General features: G+C 62.0%; 30 protein-coding genes. 17 read left to right on the top strand and 13 right to left on the bottom strand.

What is annotated here, in order from left to right:
* Positions 1 to 17: 17 nt before the first annotated feature.
* The 4 genes from PVE73_RS01140 to dnaQ all read left to right on the top strand — a co-directional run bounded on the left by PVE73_RS01140 (position 18) and on the right by dnaQ (position 2,843).
* Positions 18 to 626, top strand: a complete 609-nt coding sequence (locus tag PVE73_RS01140) for a Maf-like protein (RefSeq protein WP_277365186.1) — start codon at positions 18 to 20, stop codon at positions 624 to 626.
* The gene (locus PVE73_RS01135; RefSeq protein ID WP_277365185.1) at positions 619 to 1,458 is read left to right on the top strand and encodes a shikimate dehydrogenase; all 840 of its coding nucleotides are present in this window, start codon (positions 619 to 621) and stop codon (positions 1,456 to 1,458) included. The genes PVE73_RS01140 and PVE73_RS01135 overlap by 8 nt, the downstream gene beginning before the upstream one ends.
* Positions 1,455 to 2,033, top strand: coding sequence for a dephospho-CoA kinase (gene coaE, locus PVE73_RS01130; protein ID WP_277365184.1), 579 nt, complete (start codon positions 1,455 to 1,457; stop codon positions 2,031 to 2,033). Before PVE73_RS01135 ends, coaE begins: the two co-directional genes overlap by 4 nt.
* A gap of 78 nt (positions 2,034 to 2,111) precedes the next feature.
* Entirely contained in the window at positions 2,112 to 2,843 is a 732-nt protein-coding gene (gene dnaQ / locus PVE73_RS01125; protein ID WP_277365183.1) for a DNA polymerase III subunit epsilon, read from the top strand.
* A gap of 72 nt (positions 2,844 to 2,915) precedes the next feature.
* On the opposite strand, the gene secB is transcribed toward dnaQ, so the two are convergent.
* Together secB and PVE73_RS01115 are read right to left on the bottom strand one after the other, a co-directional pair.
* The gene (gene secB / locus PVE73_RS01120; RefSeq protein ID WP_277365182.1) at positions 2,916 to 3,422 is read right to left on the bottom strand and encodes a protein-export chaperone SecB; all 507 of its coding nucleotides are present in this window, start codon (positions 3,420 to 3,422) and stop codon (positions 2,916 to 2,918) included.
* Between the two features lie 121 nt (positions 3,423 to 3,543).
* Entirely contained in the window at positions 3,544 to 3,960 is a 417-nt protein-coding gene (locus PVE73_RS01115; protein WP_277365181.1) for an FxsA family protein, read from the bottom strand.
* Between the two features lie 252 nt (positions 3,961 to 4,212).
* Between PVE73_RS01115 and PVE73_RS01110 the strand changes: the two genes are divergently transcribed.
* The 4 genes from PVE73_RS01110 (at position 4,213) to PVE73_RS01095 (ending at position 6,995) form a co-directional block, all read left to right on the top strand.
* Positions 4,213 to 4,926, top strand: coding sequence for a Tim44/TimA family putative adaptor protein (locus PVE73_RS01110; protein WP_277365180.1), 714 nt, complete (start codon positions 4,213 to 4,215; stop codon positions 4,924 to 4,926).
* 40 nt (positions 4,927 to 4,966) lie between these two features.
* Positions 4,967 to 6,067 carry a murein transglycosylase A gene (locus PVE73_RS01105; protein WP_277365179.1) on the top strand — a complete coding sequence of 367 codons (1,101 nt, stop codon included), beginning with the start codon at positions 4,967 to 4,969 and terminating at the stop codon, positions 6,065 to 6,067.
* 269 nt (positions 6,068 to 6,336) lie between these two features.
* Positions 6,337 to 6,606 carry a Smr/MutS family protein gene (locus tag PVE73_RS28215; RefSeq protein ID WP_346772391.1) on the top strand — a complete coding sequence of 90 codons (270 nt, stop codon included), beginning with the start codon at positions 6,337 to 6,339 and terminating at the stop codon, positions 6,604 to 6,606.
* Entirely contained in the window at positions 6,603 to 6,995 is a 393-nt protein-coding gene (locus PVE73_RS01095) for a helix-turn-helix domain-containing protein (protein WP_277365177.1), read from the top strand. The genes PVE73_RS28215 and PVE73_RS01095 overlap by 4 nt, the downstream gene beginning before the upstream one ends.
* Here PVE73_RS01095 and PVE73_RS01090 read toward each other — a convergent pair whose 3' ends face one another.
* From PVE73_RS01090 to hslV, 4 genes are all read right to left on the bottom strand, one after another.
* Complete coding sequence (locus PVE73_RS01090; protein ID WP_277365176.1) at positions 6,996 to 7,964, bottom strand: DUF1402 family protein; 969 nt, start codon at positions 7,962 to 7,964, stop codon at positions 6,996 to 6,998. It abuts the gene before it with no gap.
* Between the two features lie 108 nt (positions 7,965 to 8,072).
* A complete protein-coding gene (hslU, locus tag PVE73_RS01085; protein WP_277365175.1) occupies positions 8,073 to 9,383 on the bottom strand; it encodes an ATP-dependent protease ATPase subunit HslU in 1,311 nt (436 codons plus the stop codon).
* A complete protein-coding gene (locus tag PVE73_RS01080) occupies positions 9,380 to 9,919 on the bottom strand; it encodes a GNAT family N-acetyltransferase (RefSeq protein WP_277365174.1) in 540 nt (179 codons plus the stop codon). Before PVE73_RS01080 ends, hslU begins: the two co-directional genes overlap by 4 nt.
* Positions 9,909 to 10,457, bottom strand: a complete 549-nt coding sequence (gene hslV / locus PVE73_RS01075; RefSeq protein WP_277365173.1) for an ATP-dependent protease subunit HslV — start codon at positions 10,455 to 10,457, stop codon at positions 9,909 to 9,911. The genes PVE73_RS01080 and hslV overlap by 11 nt, the downstream gene beginning before the upstream one ends.
* Before the next feature lie 164 nt (positions 10,458 to 10,621).
* Between hslV and hisB the strand changes: the two genes are divergently transcribed.
* The 7 genes from hisB to coaA are packed head-to-tail and all read left to right on the top strand — an operon-like array spanning position 10,622 to position 15,244.
* On the top strand, positions 10,622 to 11,230 hold the full coding sequence (hisB, locus tag PVE73_RS01070) for an imidazoleglycerol-phosphate dehydratase HisB (protein WP_277365172.1): 609 nt from the start codon (positions 10,622 to 10,624) through the stop codon (positions 11,228 to 11,230).
* A 3-nt stretch (positions 11,231 to 11,233) separates the two neighbouring features.
* Complete coding sequence (locus PVE73_RS01065; RefSeq protein ID WP_277365171.1) at positions 11,234 to 11,725, top strand: DUF2628 domain-containing protein; 492 nt, start codon at positions 11,234 to 11,236, stop codon at positions 11,723 to 11,725.
* Positions 11,726 to 11,728: 3 nt separating this feature from the next.
* The gene (gene hisH / locus PVE73_RS01060) at positions 11,729 to 12,379 is read left to right on the top strand and encodes an imidazole glycerol phosphate synthase subunit HisH (protein WP_277365170.1); all 651 of its coding nucleotides are present in this window, start codon (positions 11,729 to 11,731) and stop codon (positions 12,377 to 12,379) included.
* Entirely contained in the window at positions 12,376 to 13,110 is a 735-nt protein-coding gene (gene hisA, locus PVE73_RS01055; protein WP_277365169.1) for a 1-(5-phosphoribosyl)-5-[(5-phosphoribosylamino)methylideneamino]imidazole-4-carboxamide isomerase, read from the top strand. The genes hisH and hisA overlap by 4 nt, the downstream gene beginning before the upstream one ends.
* Complete coding sequence (gene hisF / locus PVE73_RS01050) at positions 13,107 to 13,919, top strand: imidazole glycerol phosphate synthase subunit HisF (protein WP_277365168.1); 813 nt, start codon at positions 13,107 to 13,109, stop codon at positions 13,917 to 13,919. Before hisA ends, hisF begins: the two co-directional genes overlap by 4 nt.
* A complete protein-coding gene (locus PVE73_RS01045) occupies positions 13,906 to 14,244 on the top strand; it encodes a phosphoribosyl-ATP diphosphatase (RefSeq protein ID WP_277365167.1) in 339 nt (112 codons plus the stop codon). Before hisF ends, PVE73_RS01045 begins: the two co-directional genes overlap by 14 nt.
* 25 nt (positions 14,245 to 14,269) lie before the next feature.
* Positions 14,270 to 15,244, top strand: coding sequence for a type I pantothenate kinase (gene coaA / locus PVE73_RS01040; RefSeq protein WP_277367300.1), 975 nt, complete (start codon positions 14,270 to 14,272; stop codon positions 15,242 to 15,244).
* A 24-nt stretch (positions 15,245 to 15,268) separates the two neighbouring features.
* On the opposite strand, the gene PVE73_RS01035 is transcribed toward coaA, so the two are convergent.
* From PVE73_RS01035 to PVE73_RS01015, 5 genes are all read right to left on the bottom strand, one after another.
* Entirely contained in the window at positions 15,269 to 15,883 is a 615-nt protein-coding gene (locus PVE73_RS01035) for an alpha-ketoglutarate-dependent dioxygenase AlkB (protein WP_277365166.1), read from the bottom strand.
* A 79-nt stretch (positions 15,884 to 15,962) separates the two neighbouring features.
* Entirely contained in the window at positions 15,963 to 16,415 is a 453-nt protein-coding gene (lysM, locus tag PVE73_RS01030) for a peptidoglycan-binding protein LysM (RefSeq protein ID WP_277365165.1), read from the bottom strand.
* Positions 16,416 to 16,510: 95 nt separating this feature from the next.
* On the bottom strand, positions 16,511 to 16,942 hold the full coding sequence (gene arfB, locus PVE73_RS01025) for an alternative ribosome rescue aminoacyl-tRNA hydrolase ArfB (RefSeq protein ID WP_277365164.1): 432 nt from the start codon (positions 16,940 to 16,942) through the stop codon (positions 16,511 to 16,513).
* 91 nt (positions 16,943 to 17,033) lie between these two features.
* Entirely contained in the window at positions 17,034 to 18,644 is a 1,611-nt protein-coding gene (locus tag PVE73_RS01020) for a phosphoenolpyruvate carboxykinase (protein ID WP_277365163.1), read from the bottom strand.
* Positions 18,645 to 18,812: 168 nt separating this feature from the next.
* Positions 18,813 to 19,808 carry an LLM class flavin-dependent oxidoreductase gene (locus PVE73_RS01015; RefSeq protein ID WP_277365162.1) on the bottom strand — a complete coding sequence of 332 codons (996 nt, stop codon included), beginning with the start codon at positions 19,806 to 19,808 and terminating at the stop codon, positions 18,813 to 18,815.
* Positions 19,809 to 19,968: 160 nt separating this feature from the next.
* Here PVE73_RS01015 and PVE73_RS01010 point away from each other — a divergent pair, with 160 nt between their 5' ends.
* Positions 19,969 to 20,289, top strand: a complete 321-nt coding sequence (locus PVE73_RS01010) for a hypothetical protein (RefSeq protein ID WP_277365161.1) — start codon at positions 19,969 to 19,971, stop codon at positions 20,287 to 20,289.
* A gap of 14 nt (positions 20,290 to 20,303) precedes the next feature.
* Positions 20,304 to 20,489, top strand: coding sequence for a hypothetical protein (locus PVE73_RS01005; RefSeq protein ID WP_277365160.1), 186 nt, complete (start codon positions 20,304 to 20,306; stop codon positions 20,487 to 20,489).
* A 43-nt stretch (positions 20,490 to 20,532) separates the two neighbouring features.
* On the opposite strand, the gene PVE73_RS01000 is transcribed toward PVE73_RS01005, so the two are convergent.
* Both PVE73_RS01000 and PVE73_RS00995 read right to left on the bottom strand, forming a co-directional pair.
* Complete coding sequence (locus PVE73_RS01000) at positions 20,533 to 20,733, bottom strand: DUF2905 domain-containing protein (protein ID WP_277365159.1); 201 nt, start codon at positions 20,731 to 20,733, stop codon at positions 20,533 to 20,535.
* Positions 20,730 to 21,899 (bottom strand): acetyl-CoA acetyltransferase, encoded by a 1,170-nt coding sequence (locus PVE73_RS00995; RefSeq protein ID WP_277365158.1) that lies wholly within the window; start codon positions 21,897 to 21,899, stop codon positions 20,730 to 20,732. The genes PVE73_RS01000 and PVE73_RS00995 overlap by 4 nt, the downstream gene beginning before the upstream one ends.
* Between the last annotated feature and the right edge of the window lie 27 nt (positions 21,900 to 21,926).

The following is a 21,926-nucleotide window of genomic DNA, read 5'->3' as shown; positions in this document are numbered from 1 at the left end:
CGAAACGGGAGAAGAGAATGCCGACGGAAAATTCGATCATCATCCTGGCGTCGACCAGCCCGTTTCGCAGAAAGCTGCTGGAAGATGCCGGTCTCTCCATAGGGACCGTCACGCCGCAAGTGGACGAGCGGGCGCTGGAAACACCATTGGAAGATACCGGTGTCACCCCGGATGAAGTCGCTCTCATCCTCGCTGAAGCCAAGGGCGTGGACGTCTCGCAGCGTCATCCGGACGCCTGGGTGATCGGCTGTGATCAGACTCTCTCTCTGGACGACCGAATCTTCCACAAGCCGCAGGATATGGAGGGCGCCCGTCGCCATCTCCTGGCGCTGTCTGGCAAGACGCACCTTCTGAACAGCGCAGTGGTGCTCGTCCGTGGCGGAGAGGTCGCCTGGCGGCATGTTTCAATCGCGCGGATGACGATGCGCACGTTGGGTCCGGGCTTCATCGGCCGGCATCTTTCGAGGGTCGGCGACAGGGCATTGTCGAGCGTTGGTGCCTATCAGATCGAGGGCGAAGGCGTTCAGCTGTTCGAAAGGATAGAGGGGGACTATTTCACCATAGTTGGCGTTCCCCTTCTGCCGCTCCTGACAAAGCTGCGCGAACTCGAGGTGATCGATGGCTGATCCCTTTCCACGGGCTTTTGTTTGCGGACACCCGATCGGCCATTCCCGTTCGCCGATCATTCACGGTCACTGGCTGGCGGAACATCATCTCGGGGGCAGCTATGAGCGGCTGGACATCGCCCCGGAAGAGTTCCAGGCGTTCGTGAGGGAATTGCCTCTAACCTATGTGGGTGGGAACGTGACCATTCCCCACAAGGAACACGCGCACCGCCTGACGGATCGGCACGACGAGGCGGCCGAGATCATTGGCGCCGTCAATACGCTTTGGCTCGAAGATGGCCGTCTGTGGGGGGGGAATACCGACGCCTATGGTTTTGCGGCAAATCTCGATGCTGCCGTTCCGGATTGGGAAAAGAAATCTGCTGCCACGGTGCTTGGCGCCGGCGGTGCAGCGTTGGCGATCGTGCATGCGTTGCAGAGCCGCGGCGTAAATGAAATCCGAATCGTCAACCGCACGCTGGCGCGGGCCCAGGCGCTCGTTGATCACTTTCGTGGAAGTACCAGCGCCCATGGCTGGGAGGCGGTCCCGGAACTCCTTTCGGATACGGAGATCCTCATCAACACGACTTCGCTTGGCATGCACGGTGAGCCGGAGGTGATGCTGGACCTGTCTCCGCTGCCGGCCTCCGCGATTGTCACGGACATCGTCTATGTTCCATTGCAGACACCGCTCCTTACGCGCGCGGCTGAACGCGGTCTGCGCACAGTGGATGGCCTCGGTATGCTCTTGCACCAGGCCGCCCCCGGCTTTGCCCGATGGTTCGGCGTGTGGCCACAGGTCAGCACACGGCTGCGTGAAATCGTCGTCGCGGATCTCGAGGACGAAAAATGATTGTCCTCGGCCTCACCGGATCCATTGGCATGGGCAAGTCCACCACTGCTCGTATGTTTGCAGAGGAAGGCGTGCCGGTGCATGATTCGGATGCCACGGTACACAGGCTTTACGAGGGTGAGGCAATCCCACTGATCGAGGCGCATTTTCCCGGTGCGATCGCGAACGGAAAGGTGGATCGCGCACGCCTGGCCAAGGCGGTTGTCGGCAACCAGGAAGCGTTGGACAGGCTGGAACGGCTTATTCACCCTCTCGTGCGCGAGGATGCGGATCGGTTCGTTGAAAAGCATCGCGAGAAGGGAACGCCGCTTGTCGTGCTCGACATTCCGCTTCTGTTCGAGACCGCAGGTACCGACCGGGTGGACAAGATCGTCGTCGTCACGGCACCACCGCAGGTGCAGCGGGAGCGCGTGCTGGCTCGGCCGGGAATGACCGAGGAAAAGTTCCAGAAGATCCTTGCCCGGCAGGTATCGGATGCGGAAAAGCGGAGCCAGGCTGATTTCATCATCGATACCAGCAAAGGTATGGAAGCGGCGCGTCAAGCGGTGCGCGGAATCGTCGGCCTGCTGACATAAGGCTGACGGCTTTTAAACCATCTCTGCCTTGCAACGCGTGCGCTGCATGGCCCATGCTTCGGGTGGGGAGTGATTCGAATGCGCGAAATCATCTTTGATACGGAAACGACCGGCCTCGACTCGCGCGAGGACAGGATTATTGAGCTTGGCTGTGTGGAATTGGTGAACCGCTTTCCCACCGGCCGCTCAATGCACCACTATATCAACCCCCAGGGACGTTCCGTTCATCCCGACGCCCAGGCAGTGCACGGGATTTCCGACACGGACCTGGTCGGTAAGCCTGTCTTTGCCGAAATCCTCGACTCGTTTCTGGAGTTCATCGATGGTGCAAAGCTCGTAGCTCACAACGCCAATTTCGACATCGGCTTCATCAATGCCGAGTTCCATCGGTTGGGGCAGTCATTTGTTGATCCCGCTCGCGTGGTGGACACACTTGCGATCGCCCGCCGCAAGCATCCGATGGGTCCAAATTCGCTGGATGCACTTTGCCGGCGCTACGGCATCGACAATTCGCGTCGCACCAAACACGGAGCTCTTCTGGATGCCGAGCTCTTGGCTGAAGTCTATATTGAACTGGTTGGCGGCAAGCAGGCGGCCTTTGGCCTGGAGGTCGAGACGCAGGAGCGCGTTGAAGATGCAAGTGAAAGTCGCGTTGTCGTCGCACTGCCTTCCCGCCCCCGCCCCCTCCCTCCGCGGATGACCGAAGAGGAACGGCAAGCCCACGAGGCGTTGGTGGCAGGTATCGGTGACAACGCCCTCTGGCGGAAGCTGGCTCCGGCTGAACCGGCCGAACAGGCCGAGATCGCCTGAGCGCCAGAGGCGACTTGATGAGAAGGCCGGGCGAAGAGCCCGGCTTTTGTCTTTTTTTTTGCTGCTTTGCGCTCAGGAAACCTGAACTTTCCTCCGCGCCTCTTCTTCCGCGAGACGCTGCTGGAACATGCGTGCGAAATCGATCGGGTCGATCATCAGCGGCGGGAAGCCGCCGTTACGCGTGGCGTCGGCAACGATCTGCCGAGCAAACGGGAAGAGAAGTCGCGGGCATTCGATGAAAAGGAGCGGCAACATATGTTCCTGTGGGAAGCCCTGGATACGGAACACGCCGCCATAGACGAGCTCGACATTGAAGAGCACCGTCTTGTCGGCCTCCGCCCGCGCCGTGAGTGTGAGCAGGACATCATAGTCCGTTCCGCCAAGCGGGTTGGCGTTTACATTGACATTGATGTTGATCGAAGGTGCCTTGTCGCGAGCGCGCAGGGACTGAGGTGCGCCGGGGCTTTCGAAAGATAAGTCCTTGATATACTGCGTCAGCACATTAAGGTTCGCCGGCACAGTGTTGTCGCTGTTCCCCGCCTGCTTTGCCTCGTCTTTTTCTTCGGGCTGTTCAGCCATCCGCCTCGATCCTCTGGAATGTCGCGCGCCGCCCTGCGCGGGTTGCAAAAATAGAGGCGTTGGCTAGCACGGTGACCTTGGCAATACAAGTTTGGATTGGTCGACACCCTGCGCCCCGGGCCTACTTCTCCCGCCACGGCGAATCTTTGTCGTCCGAGCTGGAATAGTCGCTCATGTCGAGGTCGATCGTCTTGTCCGCCGGCCCCCGTTGGGCGCCTCCGCCGCCCATGCCCGCCGGAGCAACGACAACGACACGTTTGCGGATAGATTTCCAGGCGGCATCGCGTAGCTGGGGAACAAACAGCAGAAGCCCCAGGCTATCCGTGACGAAACCCGGCGTAAGGAGAAGAAGCCCCGCGACCAGGATCATCATCCCATGCACCAATTCGCGTCCGGGCAGCCGGTTCTCGGCAAGCTCGCGCTGCATGCGCGAAAGGACTGCAAATCCCTGCACGCGAAGCAGGATAGAGCCGGCGATCGCCGTCGCAAGAACAAGGCCCAATGTCGAGAGCAACCCGATCTGTTGTCCGACGATCACAAAAACGGCGATTTCCGCGAGCGGAATAGCCAGGAGAAGAAACGGGAGAATGGAGAAACGCACGTTTTTGGTCTAACCTCTTCACTTGGACCTTCGGGCCGTTCCGATCTGAACATAGGAAAGCGAGCCGACGATTTGAATGATCGCCTCACGCGTTCTATATGAATTCTAATCGCGGCGGCGCCGTGGCCTGGCATTCAGGCCTGCCCGTATCGGCAGGCGCAACACGACAGAGCGGCTTTGGCGGACAATATGGAATTCTTTGATTTCGGCACAATTTTCTTTCTGGTCGCGGCGGTCGTGATCTTTTTTCAGCTGCGCAATGTGCTCGGTCGGAGAACCGGCAGCGAGAGACCGCCTTTCGATCCTTATACGGCCGGACGCAGCCGCCCGACCGAAGGGGACAAATCCGCAAAACCGGATACGGTCGTGTCGCTGCCGCGCCGTAAGAACCCGGTCGAGCCCGCGGCGGAGCGCTACGCCGTCATCGATACCGTGGCCCAACCGGGCACGGATCTCAACCGCGGGCTGCGGGCGATCAAGGATGCCGACCCTTCCTTCGATCCAAAGGTGTTCGCCGACGGGGCCAAGCTTGCTTATGAGATGATCGTCATGGCATTTGCCGATGGCGACCGGCGCACCCTCAAGAATCTGCTTTCTCGCGAGGTCTACGACGGTTTTGTATCGGCCATCGATGAGCGCGAAAAGCGATCTGAAAAGATAGAATCCTCCTTTGTGGGGATCGACAAGGCCTCGATCGTTGGCGCTGAGATGAAGGGTTCGGAAGCGCACATAACACTTCGGATCGTCAGCGAATTGATCTCAGCCACGCGCGACAGCGCTGGCAGCATCATCGATGGCGACCCGGAGACGGTGGCCGAGGTCAAGGATGTCTGGACCTTCGCCCGGGACACACGCTCGCGCGATCCCAACTGGAAGCTGGTGGCGACCGAAGCCGAGGAATAGTTTTGGTTGAAGCCTCGGGTCCGGATGAGGAGAGGTGCTTATGAGCCTTTCCGAGTTTTTTCGTCCCGTTTCATACGACCAACTTCCTGGCTGGCGGCAGGATACCGGCATCGCTGAGGCGCTTGCTGCATTTACGCGGTCTGCCCACCAGGCGGCAACGCGGCCTTATCGTTCTGGAAGTCTCGGGATATGCTTCGAAGCCTTCGCACCCGCCTATGGCGAGGCCCGGACGATGAGCCATTCCGCCGACGCGGCTCGGGCATTTTTCGAGCGCCACTTTCTTCCCTTTCATGTGCGTCCGGACATCGGTGAGCGCGGATTCGTGACCGGCTACTATGAGCCGGAGGTTGAGGCGTCCTGCACCCCTACCGAAGTATTCTCGGTGCCGCTTTACCGCCGCCCGGACGATCTTGTCGATGTGGATGACGGGAACCGTCCCGAAGGTCTCGATCCATATCTTGCCTTTGCCAGGTATGAAGCTGGTGCCTTGGTCGCTTATCACGATCGGCAGGCCGTCGAGCGCGGCGCTCTGGAAGGAAGGGGGCTCGAACTCTGCTGGCTAGCCGATCGGGTGGACGCTTTCTTCGTTCACATCCAGGGGGCAGCCCGGTTGCGCCTGCGGGACGGTGGCAGGAAACGCGTCACCTACGCCGCCAAGTCCGGCCACCGATTCACCGGGATCGGTCGCCTTTTGGCTGATTTCGGCGAAATCCCTCTTCAGGAAGTGACGATGCAGACGATCCGCGCATGGCTCGCGCGGAATCCGCAGCGCCAAGACGATCTCCTTTGGCAGAATCGCTCCTATATCTTCTTCCGCGAGACCCCGCTGGGCGAAATGAATCTCGGACCGGTCGCTGCCGCCAAGGTGCAGCTCCAGCCCGGTCGGTCGATTGCCGTCGACCGGCTCCTCCACACCTTCGCCACGCCTTTTTTCATTGATGCTCCGGAACTTCGGCATGTAAACGGCGAGCCCTTCCGCCGGCTGATGATCGCGCAGGACACTGGCTCCGCGATCACGGGCTCCGCGCGCGGCGACCTCTTCATCGGTACGGGAAGCGCGGCCGGCGATGTTGCCGGCTCGATACGCCATGCAGCCGATTTCTATGCCCTTCTGCCACGGTTGCTGGTTGAGGGAGCATGAAGCGGGGCGGATCAAAGACGCTTTCGGCGGAAGATAGGATTCTTTGGAGCCGTGTGGCCCGCACGGCAACACCGCTTCCGGGAAAGAAGCACTCCGAGGAGGATGCCTCGTCTGTCGAAAAATCTCAGAGGCCTCGGATTATACCCTCGGCTGTTGCACCGCAGGCGCCTTCGGTTCCGGAAAGACAACCTCGAACCCCGCATCCGCGCCGCCTCGATTCTCCCACCCGCGAGAAGCTGGCCCGCGGCCGTCTTGACATAGGGGGCCGGGTGGACCTCCACGGATTGACCCAGTCGGAAGCCTATGCGCTTCTGCTCTCCTTCCTGAGACAGGCTTTTCTCGGCGAGCGCCGATATGTGCTCGTGATAACCGGCAAAGGCTCCAGCAGCGGTGGCGGCGTCCTCCGAAACGCGGTCCCGCAATGGTTCTCCACGCCACCATTTTCTGAAATCGTGGGCGGTTACGAGGAGGCCGCCCGGCATCATGGCGGTGGCGGCGCACTTTACGTTCGGCTTCGCCGCAAGGAAAACCGCCGATGACCCCTTTTGCCGCGAGGATACGAGCGCTCCGCCGCGCCCGCGGCGTAAGCCAGAAGGAGATGGCCACGGCGCTGGGCGTGACCTCCGCCTATCTTTCGGCCTTGGAACACGGGCGCCGCGGCCCCCCGAATTGGGCGATGGTCCAGAAGATCATCGGCTACTTCAACATCATCTGGGATGAAGCGGACGATCTCCAGCGGCTCGCCGAACTCTCGCACCCGCGCGTGGTGGTGGATACGGCTGGACTTCCGGAAAAGGCCACCGCAATCGCCAATCTGCTCGCGCAGAACATCGCGAGCCTCGATGAAGACGATCTCGAGCAGCTCTACCGCGTGCTGCACGACCTCCTGAGAGCAGGGACGGACAACCCGGCTAAGCCGGACGGCTGATTACGATTCAGCCGCAAGCCCCCGGAGTTCCTCCAGCTTCTCGTTGACGAGCCAGCCGTAATAGTTCTCCTCGGGCCATTTGGCCTCTATTCCCTGCTTACGGCGCAACCTATTCTCGGCCGCCAGCTTTTCCGCCCGTGTTTCGGGATCTCCGAGATTATACAACGTGGCCGTCAGGCCGGGGTTTTTGCTGATGTCGAAACCGGCTATCTCCCGATAGGCTTCGATCGCCTTTCTGATCGTCGCGGCCACATATTCGAGGGAAATGTCCGGATCCATGATGGCGCGGTACACTTGCTGCGGGTCGCGATGATCGATCTTCTCGTGACCGGAGATCCGGTGCACCATATCGTTTAACTGAAGTGCCGTAAGCGGGTTCAACTGGCCGATGCCGAAGGTCTGTCCAGCGAAGAAAGGTTGCAGGAAGACGGCGCTGAAACGGTCGTTGGGGAAGAGTTGGCCATCCACCCTTTGGCCACGGAAGAAGCGGTCCCAAACGGCCTCGCGGCAGCCCCAGAGAGCGTAGCTTTCCCTGATTTCTTCGCAGCCGGTGAATTGAGGCCGGTGGATGAAGTCGTCCAGCGCCTCGCCGCGATAGGAAAAGGTGAAGCTGCTACGCAGATACGAGACCGCCTTCACATAATAGGTTTGCAGCTGGTCGTAGGCATCCACATTGTAGGTGTGCTCGCCGACGATGGCGCCGATGATATGGATCGGATCGATATTGTAGGCGGCAGCCGCCCGGCGAATCTTGGCCCGCAACGCGCGGTCGTTCTTCAGGAGCTCAAAGACCTTCGCGTATTTCGCTTCATAGGTCGTCCTGGCAGCCTCGGTGCGCCTGGCGGAAGCCCCCGGGACGGGCGGCTGTTCCGCGTTGCGGTTTCCCGGTGGCACGAGCGTGGTGGCGCCGGCAGCGCTCGCCACCAGAACCATGACAAGGCCAAATAGCATGCCGCGCTGAAAAGCCATCCGCCACCCAGACATTTTCGGATTGGCCGGAACCTAAGGAAAGCGGGCACTCAAGTCGAGCGAATTTCCACGCTCGCGAGATCACCCGCTCCTTCCGTGTCTTCAAAGTCACAGGATAAAGCGCGACAGATCCGTGTTCTTCGCGAGATCGCCCACGTTCTCGTCCACATAAGGGGCATCGATCGTCACCTTGTTGCCTGACCGGTCGGGGGCGTTGAAGGAGATCTCGTCCAATACGCGCTCCATCACCGTCTGCAGTCTCCGGGCTCCGATGTTCTCGACGCTTGCGTTGAGGTCGACCGCGATCGCGGCCAGCCGGTCTATGGCATCGTCGGTGAACTCCAGTTCCACGCCTTCCGTCCCCATCAGCGCGACGTACTGCTTGATGAGGCTTGCCTCCGTTTCCGTCAGGATGCGGCGGAAATCCTCCTTCTCCAACGCGCGGAGTTCCACGCGAATGGGGAGGCGGCCCTGCAGTTCCGGCAGCAGGTCCGAAGGCTTCGACACGTGAAACGCACCGGAAGCGATGAAGAGGACGTGGTCGGTCTTGACCGGGCCGTACTTGGTCGCAACCGTTGTTCCCTCCACGAGCGGCAGAAGGTCGCGCTGCACCCCTTCGCGCGAGACACCGGCGCCGATGCCGCCTTCACTCGCAGCGATCTTATCGATCTCGTCGATGAAGACGATGCCGTCGTTCTCGGCGGACGAAAGCGCCCGCCTGATCACCTCGTCCTGATCCAGCAGCTTGTCCGATTCGTCGTCGATGAGATGCTTGTAGGAGTCCTTGACGGTGGTTTTGATCGTCTTGGGGCGGCCGCCGCCCATCGCCTTTTGCAGCATGTCGTTGATGTTGAGCACGCCGATATTGGCGCCGGGCATGCCCGGGATTTCGAAATTGCCCATGCCGCCGCCGGTGTCGGTGACCTGGATTTCAATTTCCTTCTCGTCGAGATCCCCACTCCTCAGCTTCTGCCTGAAGCTGTCGCGGGTGGCCGGGCTTGCCGTCTTTCCCACGAGCGCTTCCAGCACGCGCTCTTCGGCGTTGAGGTGCGCGCGGGCCTTCACGCTTTCGCGCATCTTCTCGCGCGTCAGCCCGATGGCGATCTCGACCAGGTCGCGTACGATCTGCTCCACGTCGCGGCCGACATAGCCTACTTCGGTGAACTTCGTCGCTTCCACTTTGACGAAAGGTGCGCCGGCCAGCTTCGCGAGGCGGCGGGAGATCTCCGTCTTGCCGACGCCGGTCGGTCCGATCATCAGGATGTTCTTCGGCATCACCTCTTCGCGCAGCCCGGATTCGAGCTGCTGGCGCCGCCAGCGGTTCCTGAGTGCGATCGCCACCGCCCGCTTCGCGTCCTTCTGGCCAATGATGTAGCGGTCGAGTTCGGAAACGATCTCCCTGGGTGAAAAACTGCTCATATCGTCGTCTCTTTTATGTTCGGGTCATATTGCATGATCAGGATGTCCCCGGTGCGCCCTTCCAGATCGGGAATGGGCTTGAAGCCCGCTTTCATATAGGCGCGCACGGCACGGGCATTTTCACGGTCCGGATCGGTGATGATCGTGCGGAAGCCCTCGCTGCGCAGCATGCAGACGAAGGCGGCAAGCGCCTTGGAGCCGATCCCTTGCGATAGCCACGCCGGCTCTCCGATCGAAAGATCCACACCGACCGCATCGGACGGCAGCTCCGTCAGCCAGGGGTTCTTTTTGATCCAATCCTCGTTCTGATGGTGGCCGATGAACCAGTATTGGATATAGCCTACCGGCACGCCGCCAAGCTTGATGATGAAGGGCCGCGTCGAATCCCGCCCTTCGATCATGTCGCGGATGAAGCCCAATTCCTGCTCCGGCTCACCCCACCATTCCCGCACATGCGGCTCCTCGAGCCAGCGCCGCAGCATCGGCAGATCCGTCTGCGTCACCGGTACGAAGTGAACGGCGATCTCATCCCGCATCCAGCGATTCCAGGACGACGTTGTCGTTGGTGTAGATGCAGATGCTTGCCGCGATCTCCATCGCCTTGCGGGCGATCTCCTCCGCGCTCTTGTCGGTGTCGAGCAGCGCGCGTGCGGCAGCGAGCGCATAGTTGCCGCCGGACCCGATGGCCATCACGCCTTCTTCCGGCTCGAGCACGTCGCCGTTTCCGGTGAGCGCCAGCGTCACGTTCTTGTCGGCCACGAGCATCATGGCTTCCAGCCGGCGCAGATAACGATCCATCCGCCAATCCTTCGCGAGCTCGACGCAGGCGCGCATCAGCTGATCCGGATACTGCTCCAGCTTCTTCTCCAGCCTTTCGAGCAAGGTGAAGGCGTCTGCCGTCGCACCTGCGAAGCCGGCAATCACATTGCCCCTGCCGATGCGGCGCACCTTGCGGGCATTGCCCTTCATCACGGTCTGCCCCAGGCTCACCTGCCCATCGCCGGCGATCACCACCTTTCCGCCCTTCCGGACGGTCACGATCGTGGTGGCATGCATGGAATGATTGTCACTCATGAAACTGCTCCTGCGGCGCCTCTCGCGGACGCCCGTTCGAGCGTTTATGTAAGAGGCGGAACAACGAATGCAAATCCGGCGGCAAACCCGATACCGCGGCTTCTGGCATTCCTCGTCCACATGCTCTAAAAGGCGAGCCTCTTCTTGGAGTATAAGGGAAAGCCATGGCTGCCACCAATCCGCGCCGGGCCGAAGTCAACCGCAAGACGAACGAGACCGACATCTCCGTCACGGTCGATCTCGATGGCGAAGGCCGTTCCGAGATCGTTACGGGCGTCGGATTCTTCGATCATATGCTGGATCAGCTCTCCCGCCATTCCCTCATCGATATGAGAGTGTCGGCATCGGGTGATCTCCATATCGACGATCATCACACGGTGGAGGATTGCGGCATTGCGATCGGTCAGGCCATCGCCGAGGCCTTGGGCGATCGTCGCGGCATCACGCGGTATGCCTCGCTCGACCTTGCCATGGACGAGGCGTTGACGCGGGCGGCGGTGGACGTCTCGGGCCGGCCCTTCCTGGTCTGGCAGGTCGCTTTCCCTTCGCCCAAGATCGGTACGTTCGACACCGAGCTGGTGCGCGAGTTCTTCCAGGCGCTTGCACAGAATGCGGGCATCACGCTCCATGTCGCGAACCTCCATGGCGCAAACGCTCACCACATTGCCGAGACCTGCTTCAAGGCGGTCGCGCGTGTGCTGCGCGTTGCCCTGGCGCCGGATCCGCGTCAGCCGAATGCGATCCCGTCCACCAAGGGCTCACTGAGCGGCTGAGCCATGGCAAGCTACGTCGTCGTGGAGCCGCCGGACACTAGGCCAGACAGGGCGGAAAAAGCCGTGGTCGTTCGCGACGGCTTCTCGCTCTTCGCCTTGATCATACCTTTGCTCTGGTTCCTGTGGCATCGGATGTGGCTGGAGGCCGCCGCCTTCTTTGTGGCCGCACTGTTGTTGGCTGGTCTCGGCACGCTGCCGGGCTTCACGATGCTGGCTCCATTGCTCTCCCTGTTTCTTTACATATTTATCGGCCTTGAGGCTCAGGCGCTCAGGATAGCGTCTCTCCGCAGGCGAGGGTGGGAGGTCTGGGGCGTTGTCGAGGCGGGCAGTCGTGATGAAGCAGAAGCGCGCTATGTAGCCGAGGCGGAAGAGATGCCGGCCCGGCAGCCGGCATCCGGCACTCCGGAGGTACCCGTTGCTCCCCGCGCCCATCCGGGTGCTCCAAGGTCCGCGTCCCCCGCCTTCGGCCTCATCGACTACCCGCGAAAGAATTGACCCATGCGTGTCGCTATCATCGATTATGGCTCAGGCAATCTGCGTTCCGCCACAAAGGCTTTCGAACGCGCGGCGCGCGAGACGGGGATTGCTGCCGAAATCGACCTTACCGACGATGCCGACCGGGTGCGTACGGCCGATCGCATCGTGCTTCCCGGTGTCGGCGCCTATGCGGATTGCCGCGCCGGCCTTGATGCCGTGCCGGGCATGACCGAGGCCATCGAGGAGGTCGCGATCGGGAATGCCAGGCCCTTTCTCGGCATCTGTGTCGGCATGCAGCTCATGTCGGACCGGGGGCTTGAGAAGACGATTACTGAAGGCTTCGGCTGGATCGCAGGAGACGTGAAGGAGATCACGCCCGACGACCCGTCGCTCAAGGTCCCGCAGATCGGGTGGAACACGATTCACGTGAAACATTCCCATCCGCTCTTCACCGGGATCACGACGGGACGGGAGGGGCTGCATGCCTACTTCGTCCACTCCTATCACCTCGACGCCAAGCGCCCCGAGGATGTTCTGGCCGTGACCGACTATGGTGGCGAAGTCACTGCGGCCGTCGCCTGTGGCAACCTCGCGGGCACCCAGTTCCACCCGGAAAAGAGCCAGGCGCTGGGTCTGGCTCTGATCGCCAATTTCCTGCGGTGGCGCCCATGATCCTCTTCCCCGCCATCGATCTGAAAGACGGCGAATGCGTTCGCCTGAAGCTGGGCGAGATGAGCGAGGCCACGGTCTACAACCGTGATCCCGCCAACCAGGCCAGAACCTTCGAGCAGCAGGGTTTCGAATGGCTGCACGTGGTCGACCTCAATGGTGCCTTCGCCGGCGCGAGCGTCAACGGGGCCGCCGTCGAGGCGATCCTGCGCGCGACAAGCAATCCGGTGCAGCTCGGCGGCGGCATCCGTTCGCTCCACCACATCGAGGCTTGGCTGGAGAAAGGGCTTGCCCGCGTGATCCTGGGCACGGTTGCCGTGCGCGATCCTGCATTGGTGCGCGAAGCCTGCCGGAAATTTCCCGGCAGGATCGCCGTCGGCATCGACGCGCGCGCAGGCAAGGTGGCCGTCGAGGGCTGGGCGGAGACCTCCGATCTTGCGGCTGTCGATCTCGCCAGGCGGTTCGAAGGCGCGGGCGTCGCCGCGATCATCTATACGGATATTGATCGCGATGGTGTGCTCACGGGTATCAATTGGGAGTCGACCATCGCCCTTGCGGATGCGGTGTCGATCCCCGTTATCGCGTCGGGTGGCCTTGCCTCCATGGCGGACATCGATCGCATGACCCGGCCCGATGCGGCGAAGCTCGAAGGTGCGATCTCCGGCCGCGCACTCTATGATGGCCGTATAGATCTGAAGGAAGCGCTCGCAATGCTTCGAAAGGCGCGCACATGACCCTGAAGGCACGCGTCATCCCCTGCCTGGACGTGAAGGACGGCCGCGTCGTAAAGGGGGTGAATTTTGTCGATCTCGTCGACGCAGGCGATCCTGTGGAGGCCGCGAAGGCCTATGACGCGGCTGGTGCCGACGAGCTCTGCTTCCTCGATATCACCGCGAGCCACGAAAACCGCGAGACGATCTTCGATGTGGTCGCCCGCACGGCGGAGCAGTGCTTCATGCCGCTCACCGTTGGCGGCGGCGTGCGCCAGGTCTCCGATATCCGGAAGCTGCTGCTCGCGGGTGCGGACAAGGTCTCCATCAATACGGCCGCGGTGAAGGATCCGGAATTCGTCGCCCGTGCGGCGGACAAGTTCGGTGACCAGTGCATCGTCGTGGCGATCGACGCGAAGAGAGTCTCCGCTCCAGGCGAGGCCGGCCGATGGGAGATCTTCACCCATGGCGGCCGCAATCCCACCGGAAACGATGCCGTCGAGTTCGCCAGACAGGTCGTCGGCCTGGGCGCGGGCGAGATCCTGCTGACCTCCATGGACCGCGACGGCACCAAGGGCGGCTATGACCTCCCACTCACGCGAACGATTTCCGATGCGGTCCGCGCGCCCGTCATCGCCTCGGGCGGTGTCGGCACGCTGGATCACCTCGTTGAGGGAATCCGGGAGGGCCATGCGGCGGCCGTACTGGCGGCCTCTATCTTCCACTTCGGAACCTATACGATCGTGGAAGCCAAACGGCACATGGCTGCGGCCGGGATACCCATGCGGCTCGATCAGACAGGCACCAGGCAGGATAAGTATGAGCGGGTTTGATCTCTCGACTCTCGAGGCCATCATCGCCGAGCGCGCCCGCTCCGACGCGGCAGAGTCCTGGACCGCCCGGCTCTTTTCCGCCGGAATGGAAAAAGCTGCCAAGAAAATGGGCGAGGAGGCGGTGGAGACCGTCATCGCGGCAGTGACGCAGGACAGGAAGGCTCTGGTCTCCGAAAGCGCGGATCTCCTCTACCACTGGCTGGTGGTGCTGGCGATGGCCGGGGTCGAGCTTGACGAGGTCATGGCGGAGCTGCAGTCGCGCACGGGCCGTTCGGGCGTCGCGGAAAAGGCTGCGCGCGGAAAGACTCCGGAAAGCCGGGCATGATGATATCATGGGCCTGCGAGCAGGCATGGAAAAGACGCTGATGGATCAATTGGTACCCGCCGAACGCTACTCTCCCTATCGGTTCTTCACGGCGGAGGAGTGGGCGAAATTCCGAGCCGACACGCCGCTCACCCTCCGCGAGGACGAGGTGCGCCGGCTCCGCTCCCTGAACGATCCCATCGATCTGGAGGAGGTGCGGCGGATCTATCTTTCGATGTCGCGGCTGCTTTCGGCGCATGTCGAGGCGAGCCAGCTCCTCTTTCGCCAGCGCCAGGTCTTCTTCGATTCGAACCATGCGGTGAAGACGCCCTTCATCATCGGCATCGCCGGTTCTGTCGCCGTCGGCAAATCCACCACCGCGCGCGTCCTGAAGGAGTTGCTTGCGCGCTGGCCCTCCAGCCCCAAGGTCGATCTCGTCACCACCGACGGCTTCCTCTATCCCAACGCGGTCCTCCTTCAGGAAGGACTGATGGAGCGCAAGGGTTTTCCCGAGAGCTACGACGTCGGCGGCATCCTGCGCTTCCTTTCGGGCATCAAGGCGGGCCTGCCCGATATGCGCGCCCCGCTTTACTCACACCTCACCTACGACGTGCTGCCCGGTGAATTCGTCACCATCGACCGGCCGGACATCCTCATTTTCGAGGGTATCAACGTCCTGCAGACGCGTGACCTGCCCAAGGACGGCAAGGCGGTGCCCTTCGTGTCCGACTTCTTCGATTTCTCCATCTATATCGATGCGCCGGAAGAACTGATCCATCACTGGTATGTCGATCGCTTCATGCGGCTGCGCGATACGGCCTTTCGCGACCCGAACTCCTTCTTTCACAAATATTCGCAGCTTTCGGAAGGGGCGGCACGCGCCGTCGCCGAGCAGCTCTGGAACAGTATCAACCTCAAGAACCTGCGGGAGAACATCCTGCCCACCCGTCCGCGCGCGGATCTTATCCTACGCAAGGGTACGAACCACCTCGTGGAGGAAGTGGCGCTCAGGAAGCTGTAGAGCGAAGGCGCCGACCGCCCACGATCAAGGCAGGTTCACTCGGCGCAACGTGAGGTTTACCCGCCCGCCGTCCTTCAAAAGCGCCGATGTGCCGGAATACACCCGATCGACGCCATGAAAGGCGAGGCGGCCCTCCCCGCCCAGCACCACCACATCGCCACTTTTGAGCCGAAACGACTCCGTCTTGTCCGATCGCTTGGTGCCGCCCACGCGGAAAAGGCAGTCGTCTCCGAGAGAGACGGAGACCACCGGTGCCGCGAACTCCTTTTCATCCCGATCCTGGTGCAGACCCATCTTGGCCTCACGCGTATAGAAATTGACGAGGCAGGCCTCGGGCGGGTGCGGATAGCCGGCAAGCTCGTTCCAGAGTGAAAGCAGCCTCTGCGGGATCGGCGGCCATGGCTTTCCGGTGACGGGGTGCCTGTCCTGATAGCGATAGCCGTGCTCCTTGTCGGTCACCCAGCCGAGTGCGCCGCAATTGGTCATCCGTACGCTCATGGGCTTTCCCGAGCGCGGCATGGTCGGCACATAGAGCGGTGCCTCTGCCACCACCACACGGATGTCGGCAAGCAGCGCCTCTTGCTCGGCCGGCGGGAAAAGGCCGGGCATATAGCTTACGCCGCGCGGCAGAACGGACATGACCTCCTCCCGAAAACATGCCGGCGCGAGTAGGACCGCGCCGGCTAAGAGCAGTTCGTCGTTGGAATGAGTTGTCAGCTCAGTCCGAAAGCTCGGGGATGCGCAGCACCTGCCCGGGATAGATCTTGTCCGGGTCCGTCAGCATCGGCTTGTTCGCTTCGAAAATGAGGGTGTATTTGGCGCCCTTGCCTTTGCCGTACTGGGCCTCGGCGATCTTCCAGAGATTGTCCCCCTTCTTGACGGTATGGAAAACGGGCTCCTTGGCGGGCGCGCTCGCCACCTTCAGCTCGGACGCTTCGACCTTGGAGACGCCCAGCGTGTTGCCGACGGCGATAACGGCCTTTTCGAAGGCCGACTGGTCCTTCACCTCGCCCTTCAGCACCACCTTGTCCCCCTGCACATCGACATCAACCTTTTCGGTCCCGAGCTTGTGGGATTCCAGTTCCTTCTTCAGTTGGTCCGCGGCCGGCGGTTCGTCGTCCCCGATGCCCAGCTTCTTGCCGACGGATTTGACGAAATCGAAAATGCTCATGGAATCTGCCCTCCGGATTGAATGCATGCCCTCGACGTGTGGCAGGCAAATTTATCGAACAGAAAACACAGGAAGGCAAACCGGATCGGCAGCGCTTAGTCGGCGGAAACCTTGCCGCGCATTTTCTTGATGCCCGATCGTCCGGCTTTCTCTTTGAGGCGCCGCTCGACGGCGCCGCGGGAAGGTCTTGTCTTCTTGCGCGGTTTCGGGGGCGGCTCGGATGCCTTATGCAAGAGCTCCGTCAGTCGCGCGCGGGCGTCGGCGCGGTTCTGCTCCTGCGTGCGGTAGCGCCCGGCCTCGATCAGGATGTGCCCTTCCTTGGTCGCGCGGCTCCCGGCAAGCTTCAGTGCCTGTGCCCGCACGCGTTCGGGCAGGTGCCGCGCATTGGCCGCGTCGAAACGCAGCTGGACCGCCGTCGCCACCTTGTTGACGTTCTGCCCGCCGGGCCCGGAAGCGCGGATGAACTGCTCCTCCAGCTCGTCCTCTTCGACGAAAATCCCCGGTCGGATATGGAGGCTCCCATCCATGATCTTACGCTCCGGCGTTTCAGGAGCGGCCGTTCGTGTGCCAGCCGCGACTCACGCCGAAAGATGGTCCGGGAGCGCCGGTCCGGCAAGCCTATTCCGCCGCCTGCCTGACTTGCGGTGAGGCGTCCATCACGTCCGGCTCCACATGACTCTCGAACTTTTCGAAATTGACGACGAACATGGAAACCAGCTTTTCGGCTTGCGCATCATAGGCGGCCTTGTCGTTCCAGGTCGCCCGCGGATCGAGGATCGTGCCGTCGACGCTCGGCACCGCCACCGGCACGGCAAAACCGAAATTCGGGTCCGTGCGGAACGGGGCCTGCTTTAGCGATCCGTCGAGGGCGGCGGAAAGCAGCGCGCGCGTCACTTTGATCGGCATGCGGTGACCGGTCCCGTAGGCGCCGCCGGTCCAGCCGGTGTTGACGAGCCAGCAATCCACATTGTGCTCCGCGATCAAGTCTCTGAGCAGATTGCCATAGACGGATGGATGACGCGGCATGAAAGGCGCACCGAAGCAGGTGGAGAACGTCGCCTCGGGTTCCGTGACGCCTTTCTCGGTCCCTGCCACTTTTGCGGTGTAGCCGGAAAGGAAATGGTACATCGCCTGCGCCGGCGTGAGCTTGGCGATCGGCGGCATCACGCCGAAGGCGTCCGCCGTCAGCATGATGATGTTCTTGGGCTGCCCCGCCCGTCCGGTCTCGCTGGCATTGGAGATGAAGTGCAGCGGATAGGCGCAGCGCGTGTTCTCCGTCAGGCTGCCGTCGTGGAAGTCGGGCACGCCCTGCTCGTCGAGCACCACATTCTCCAGCACCGTGCCGAAACGCTCGGTCGTGGCGAATATCTCCGGCTCCGCGTCGCGGCAGAGCTTTATGGTCTTCGCATAGCACCCGCCCTCGAAATTGAAGATGCCGCGCGCTCCCCAGCCATGCTCGTCGTCGCCGACGAGGGTGCGGGAGGCGTCGGCCGAAAGCGTTGTCTTGCCCGTGCCCGACAGGCCGAAGAAGACCGCGACATCTCCCTTCGGCCCCACATTGGCGGAGCAATGCATGGGCATCACGCCCTTGGCCGGCAGCAGGTAGTTGAGCGCGGTGAAGACCGATTTCTTCATCTCGCCCGCGTAGGACGTGCCGCCGATGAGCACGATCATGCGCTTGAGATCGATGGCGATGATTGTCTCGCTGCGGCAACCGTGCCGCGCGGGGTCGGCTCGGAAGGAGGGCAGGTCGATCACCGTCATCTGCGGTATGAACGTTTCGAGCGCCGCGGGCTCCGGCCGGATGAGCAGGTTGCGGATGAAGAGTGAATGCCATGCATATTCGGTGATCACACGCACCGGCAGTGCGTTGTCCGGATCGGCGCCGCCGATGAGATCCTGAACGAAGAGATCAAGCCCTTCTGCATGATGCTGGAAATCCCGGTAAAGGGCTTCGAACTGTTCGCACGAGATCGGCTTGTTGTTGTCCCACCATACCGTGTCCTCGGTGCCGGTGTCGCGTAGGATGAATTTGTCCTTCGGCGAGCGGCCCGTGTGCTTTCCCGTATCGGCCGTCAGCGCACCATGGGCCGAAAGCCGGGCTTCTCTCCTCTGAAGCGCCTCTTCGTAAAGCCTGGGTTCGATGAGATTGAAGAAAACAGTCCCGCTCGTCTTCAGCCCGCTGGTTTCGATACCGCTGGCGGGATTGCGGAGGCCGGTCTCTTGCATAAGTCACTCCAGAACAGGTGTTGGTCGAGGCCGGCCGCGGTGCCGACGGGCGCCCATATAGGGGAGCTTCTTTTCAGGACCAGAAAAGCGGAATGATTTCAAATCATTAATCGATTTAAAAATTTGAAGACAAAGCTAAATCGTTTAAAAGCCGGTCTGGCGGGACGCCTACGGCGTCTCCAGCGTTCCGAGCACGTCCGCGGCGATCTCGAACGATTTCAGCCGCGCACCATGATCATGGATTTGCCCTGTGATGATCAGTTCATCGGGAGCATAGCGAGTGACGAAACCTTGAAGCTGCTCCCGCACCGTGTCAGGCGAACCTGCCGCCGTGCAGGCGAGTGCGTGATCGACCTGGGTGATCATCGCCGGATCGACATGCTCGGCGATATCCCGCACCGGCTTTGGCAACGGGCCTGGCCGGCCGGTGCGGAGATAGGCGAAGGCAAGCTGCATGGAGGTTTTCAGGAACAGCCCCTCCTCGTCCGTCTCAGCAGCAAAGACATTGAGGGCCAGCATGAAACGAGGGCTTTCCAAATGCCTGGAGGGGCGGAATGTTTCGCGGTAGACCGCAATGGCCTGCTCGAGGGCAGGCGGCGCGAAATGTGAAGCGAAGGCGTATGGCAAGCCCAGATGAGCGGCAAGCTGTGCGCCGTAGAGGCTCGATCCCAGAATCCAGATCGGCACGTATGTGCCCGTCCCGGGAATGGCCTGCACGTTCTGCCCCGGCGTGGGATCACCGAGATAGGCGATCAGCTCCATCACGTCGTTCGGAAAACCGTCGCCATTGTCGAGCCCGCGTCTCAGCGCCCGTGCGGTGGCCATATCGGTGCCCGGCGCACGGCCAAGCCCGAGATCGATGCGGTCCGGGTGCAGGGTGGCGAGTGTGCCGAACTGCTCCGCCACCACCAGGGGCGCATGGTTGGGCAGCATGATGCCGCCCGCCCCTACGCGGATGGTCGAGGTCTTCGCCGCTACATGCCCGATCAGCACGGCGGTCGCCGCACTCGCAATTCCGGGCATGTTGTGATGCTCGGCGAGCCAGTAACGGTGATAGCCCCATCGCTCCGCATGCTGGGCCAGGTCGATCGTGTTGCGGAGGGCGTCTGCAGGCGACGCTCCCTCCGGAATCGGCGCGAGATCGAGAACGGAAAAGGGTATCATGCGGAGCGCTCCGGATGGGTGTAGCTGCCGTTCATATGGTGCCGCTCGGGCGGTCGCCCAAGAGGCCTTGTTCTTGACCGGTTTCGCTGCCTGGCAGGAACCTCCGCCGGCCCGAATGATTGGGGCCTCAGATCCAGTCTCACCGAGAAGGAGGAAGACCATGGCAGAGAATGCAAAGGAGAGACTTGTGGGCTTCCTGGAGCGGAAGGCTTTCCGGCCCGTACTCGGCGCAGATCCCGACTCCTTTCCGCAGGACAAGCGCAACAAGCTCAGGGATGTGCAGGAGGCTACCCGCGCCGAACGCGAGCGCTTCCACAATTATGGCTCGGCAAAGGAAGTCTACGAGATGTTCGAGGACGATCTTAACTCCGAGCCTGCCCAGAAGATCCATCGCGAGCTGCGCGATCTGGATCTGCCGACCCTGAACGACTGCCGCGAAGACTTCGAGAAGCTGGCCGAAGAGGTCGGCGTCCGCCATTGATCGAGGATCACGTTATGGAAGCCAAGCGCGAACACGAGATGAAAAAGGCCACCAGCGGCAGCACGGAGGAGAGCGCGCCGTCGAAGAAGGGCGGCAGCCAGGCTCGCAAGGCACAGGAATGGGGCGGCGGCTCCAAGGGCTCCAAGGGCCCGATCACGAAGGACGACCGTCACAATCCCAACTCGAGTCAGAAGAGTTGATCCGCGACTTCCCCGGAGCGGAATCGCCCCGGGGCTGTCAAGATTACCGATTGAGGAGCCACAGGGCAAGGCTCAGCACAATGCTGATGACGATCGAGGTGGTGATCGGGATATAGATGCGGAAGCTCTCGCCGCCGAAGGTAAGATCCCCGGGCAAGCGTCCGAGGCCCATCTTCTGGATCACCGGCCAAAGAAGCCCAGCCGCTATGAGCACGATCCCGAAGGTGATCAGCAGCCGGCTCATTTTGCCCGCTCGAGCACCGACACATAGTTGGCGACGGCGGCCCCGCCCATATTGAAGACGCCCGCGAGCCGGGCATTGGGGATCTGCATGTCTCCCGCTTCGCCCATCAGCTGCATGGCGGCCATCGCATGCATGGAAACGCCGGTGGCGCCGATCGGGTGCCCTTTGGCCTTGAGCCCGCCGGAGGGGTTCACCGGCAGTTTTCCGTCCTTGCGCGTGATGCCTTCCCGCACCACCCGGTGGCCTTCGCCTGGTCTGGCGAGACCCATGGCCTCATATTCGATCAGCTCCGCGATCGTGAAGCAGTCGTGGGTTTCGACGAGCGAGAGGTCGTTCACGGAGATCCGGCCCTCCTCCAGCGCTGCCGCCCATGCGCGCCGCGCTCCTTCGAAGGCGAGCACGTCCCGGCGGCTGAGTGCCAGGACATCGTTCACATGCTTGCGTGCGCGAAACGCGATCGCCCGCTCCAGCGTGGCCGCAATCTCCTCGTCTGCGAGCACCAGCGCCGCAGCACCGTCGGAAATCAACGAGCAGTCGGTCCGCCGTAGCGGTTGCGCCACATAGGGGTTCTTGTCGGAAACCGCGTTGCAGAATTCGAACCCGAAATCCCTGCGCATATGCGCATAGGGATTGGCCACGCCGTTGGCATGGTTCTTGGCGGCGATCATGGCGAGTTCCTCCGAGCGGTCGCCATAGCGCTGGAAATAATTCTGCGCGATACGGGCGAAGAGCCCGGCAAAGCCGCCCTCCATATCGGCCTCTTCCTTTCGGTAGCTCGCTCCGAGGAGGATGTCGCCCACTTCCGCCGTCGGCGTTGCGGTCATCTTTTCCGCTCCGACCACGAGTGCGATGCGCCCGCGTCCCGATTCGATGAAGTCCATGGCGGTGTAGATCGCGGCGGATCCGGTGGCGCAGGCATTTTCCAGCCGCACGGCCGGCACGTGTGCGAGCCGCTCGTCCGTCATGGCCACCAGGGCACCCTGGAAATCCTGCCTGGAAAAGCCGTTGTTCATCACCCCGACGAAGATGCCGTCCACCTCGTCAGCCGCCACGCCGGCATGCTCCAGCGCGGGCGCGGCGACCGAGGCCATCAAGGCCTCGGTGTCCTCCAGCTCAGATTTTCCGAAGGGCGAATGCGCCCAGCCCACGATTTGTGCCTTGCCCATGCCGGTGCTCCTTGCTCGGTTTCAACA

This window comes from Chelativorans sp. AA-79, from assembly GCF_029457495.1.
GTDB lineage: Bacteria > Pseudomonadota > Alphaproteobacteria > Rhizobiales > Rhizobiaceae > Chelativorans.
The sequence above is the reverse complement of the archived record's forward strand: the minus strand, read 5'-3'. Positions and strand labels throughout refer to the sequence as shown.

Excerpts from the sequence above, each read along its gene's own strand:
- PVE73_RS01010 (WP_277365161.1), top strand. The coding sequence starts at position 19,969 with ATGGCAGAGAATGCAAAGGAGAGACTTGTGGGCTTCCTGGAGCGGAAG.
- hisH (WP_277365170.1), top strand. The coding sequence starts at position 11,729 with ATGCGTGTCGCTATCATCGATTATGGCTCAGGCAATCTGCGTTCCGCC.
- PVE73_RS01065 (WP_277365171.1), top strand. The coding sequence starts at position 11,234 with ATGGCAAGCTACGTCGTCGTGGAGCCGCCGGACACTAGGCCAGACAGG.
- PVE73_RS01000 (WP_277365159.1), bottom strand. The coding sequence starts at position 20,733 with ATGAGCCGGCTGCTGATCACCTTCGGGATCGTGCTCATAGCGGCTGGG.
- arfB (WP_277365164.1), bottom strand. The coding sequence starts at position 16,942 with ATGGATGGGAGCCTCCATATCCGACCGGGGATTTTCGTCGAAGAGGAC.
- PVE73_RS01020 (WP_277365163.1), bottom strand. The coding sequence starts at position 18,644 with ATGCAAGAGACCGGCCTCCGCAATCCCGCCAGCGGTATCGAAACCAGC.
- secB (WP_277365182.1), bottom strand. The coding sequence starts at position 3,422 with ATGGCTGAACAGCCCGAAGAAAAAGACGAGGCAAAGCAGGCGGGGAAC.
- coaE (WP_277365184.1), top strand. The coding sequence starts at position 1,455 with ATGATTGTCCTCGGCCTCACCGGATCCATTGGCATGGGCAAGTCCACC.
- PVE73_RS01105 (WP_277365179.1), top strand. The coding sequence starts at position 4,967 with ATGAGCCTTTCCGAGTTTTTTCGTCCCGTTTCATACGACCAACTTCCT.
- PVE73_RS01035 (WP_277365166.1), bottom strand. The coding sequence starts at position 15,883 with ATGTCCGTTCTGCCGCGCGGCGTAAGCTATATGCCCGGCCTTTTCCCG.
- lysM (WP_277365165.1), bottom strand. The coding sequence starts at position 16,415 with ATGAGCATTTTCGATTTCGTCAAATCCGTCGGCAAGAAGCTGGGCATC.
- PVE73_RS01095 (WP_277365177.1), top strand. The coding sequence starts at position 6,603 with ATGACCCCTTTTGCCGCGAGGATACGAGCGCTCCGCCGCGCCCGCGGC.
- PVE73_RS01045 (WP_277365167.1), top strand. The coding sequence starts at position 13,906 with ATGAGCGGGTTTGATCTCTCGACTCTCGAGGCCATCATCGCCGAGCGC.
- PVE73_RS00995 (WP_277365158.1), bottom strand. The coding sequence starts at position 21,899 with ATGGGCAAGGCACAAATCGTGGGCTGGGCGCATTCGCCCTTCGGAAAA.
- hslU (WP_277365175.1), bottom strand. The coding sequence starts at position 9,383 with ATGAGCAGTTTTTCACCCAGGGAGATCGTTTCCGAACTCGACCGCTAC.
- coaA (WP_277367300.1), top strand. The coding sequence starts at position 14,270 with ATGGAAAAGACGCTGATGGATCAATTGGTACCCGCCGAACGCTACTCT.
- PVE73_RS01090 (WP_277365176.1), bottom strand. The coding sequence starts at position 7,964 with ATGGCTTTTCAGCGCGGCATGCTATTTGGCCTTGTCATGGTTCTGGTG.
- PVE73_RS01015 (WP_277365162.1), bottom strand. The coding sequence starts at position 19,808 with ATGATACCCTTTTCCGTTCTCGATCTCGCGCCGATTCCGGAGGGAGCG.
- hisF (WP_277365168.1), top strand. The coding sequence starts at position 13,107 with ATGACCCTGAAGGCACGCGTCATCCCCTGCCTGGACGTGAAGGACGGC.
- hisB (WP_277365172.1), top strand. The coding sequence starts at position 10,622 with ATGGCTGCCACCAATCCGCGCCGGGCCGAAGTCAACCGCAAGACGAAC.
- PVE73_RS01110 (WP_277365180.1), top strand. The coding sequence starts at position 4,213 with ATGGAATTCTTTGATTTCGGCACAATTTTCTTTCTGGTCGCGGCGGTC.
- hslV (WP_277365173.1), bottom strand. The coding sequence starts at position 10,457 with ATGAGTGACAATCATTCCATGCATGCCACCACGATCGTGACCGTCCGG.
- dnaQ (WP_277365183.1), top strand. The coding sequence starts at position 2,112 with ATGCGCGAAATCATCTTTGATACGGAAACGACCGGCCTCGACTCGCGC.
- PVE73_RS01080 (WP_277365174.1), bottom strand. The coding sequence starts at position 9,919 with ATGCGGGATGAGATCGCCGTTCACTTCGTACCGGTGACGCAGACGGAT.
- hisA (WP_277365169.1), top strand. The coding sequence starts at position 12,376 with ATGATCCTCTTCCCCGCCATCGATCTGAAAGACGGCGAATGCGTTCGC.
- PVE73_RS01140 (WP_277365186.1), top strand. The coding sequence starts at position 18 with ATGCCGACGGAAAATTCGATCATCATCCTGGCGTCGACCAGCCCGTTT.
- PVE73_RS01005 (WP_277365160.1), top strand. The coding sequence starts at position 20,304 with ATGGAAGCCAAGCGCGAACACGAGATGAAAAAGGCCACCAGCGGCAGC.
- PVE73_RS01135 (WP_277365185.1), top strand. The coding sequence starts at position 619 with ATGGCTGATCCCTTTCCACGGGCTTTTGTTTGCGGACACCCGATCGGC.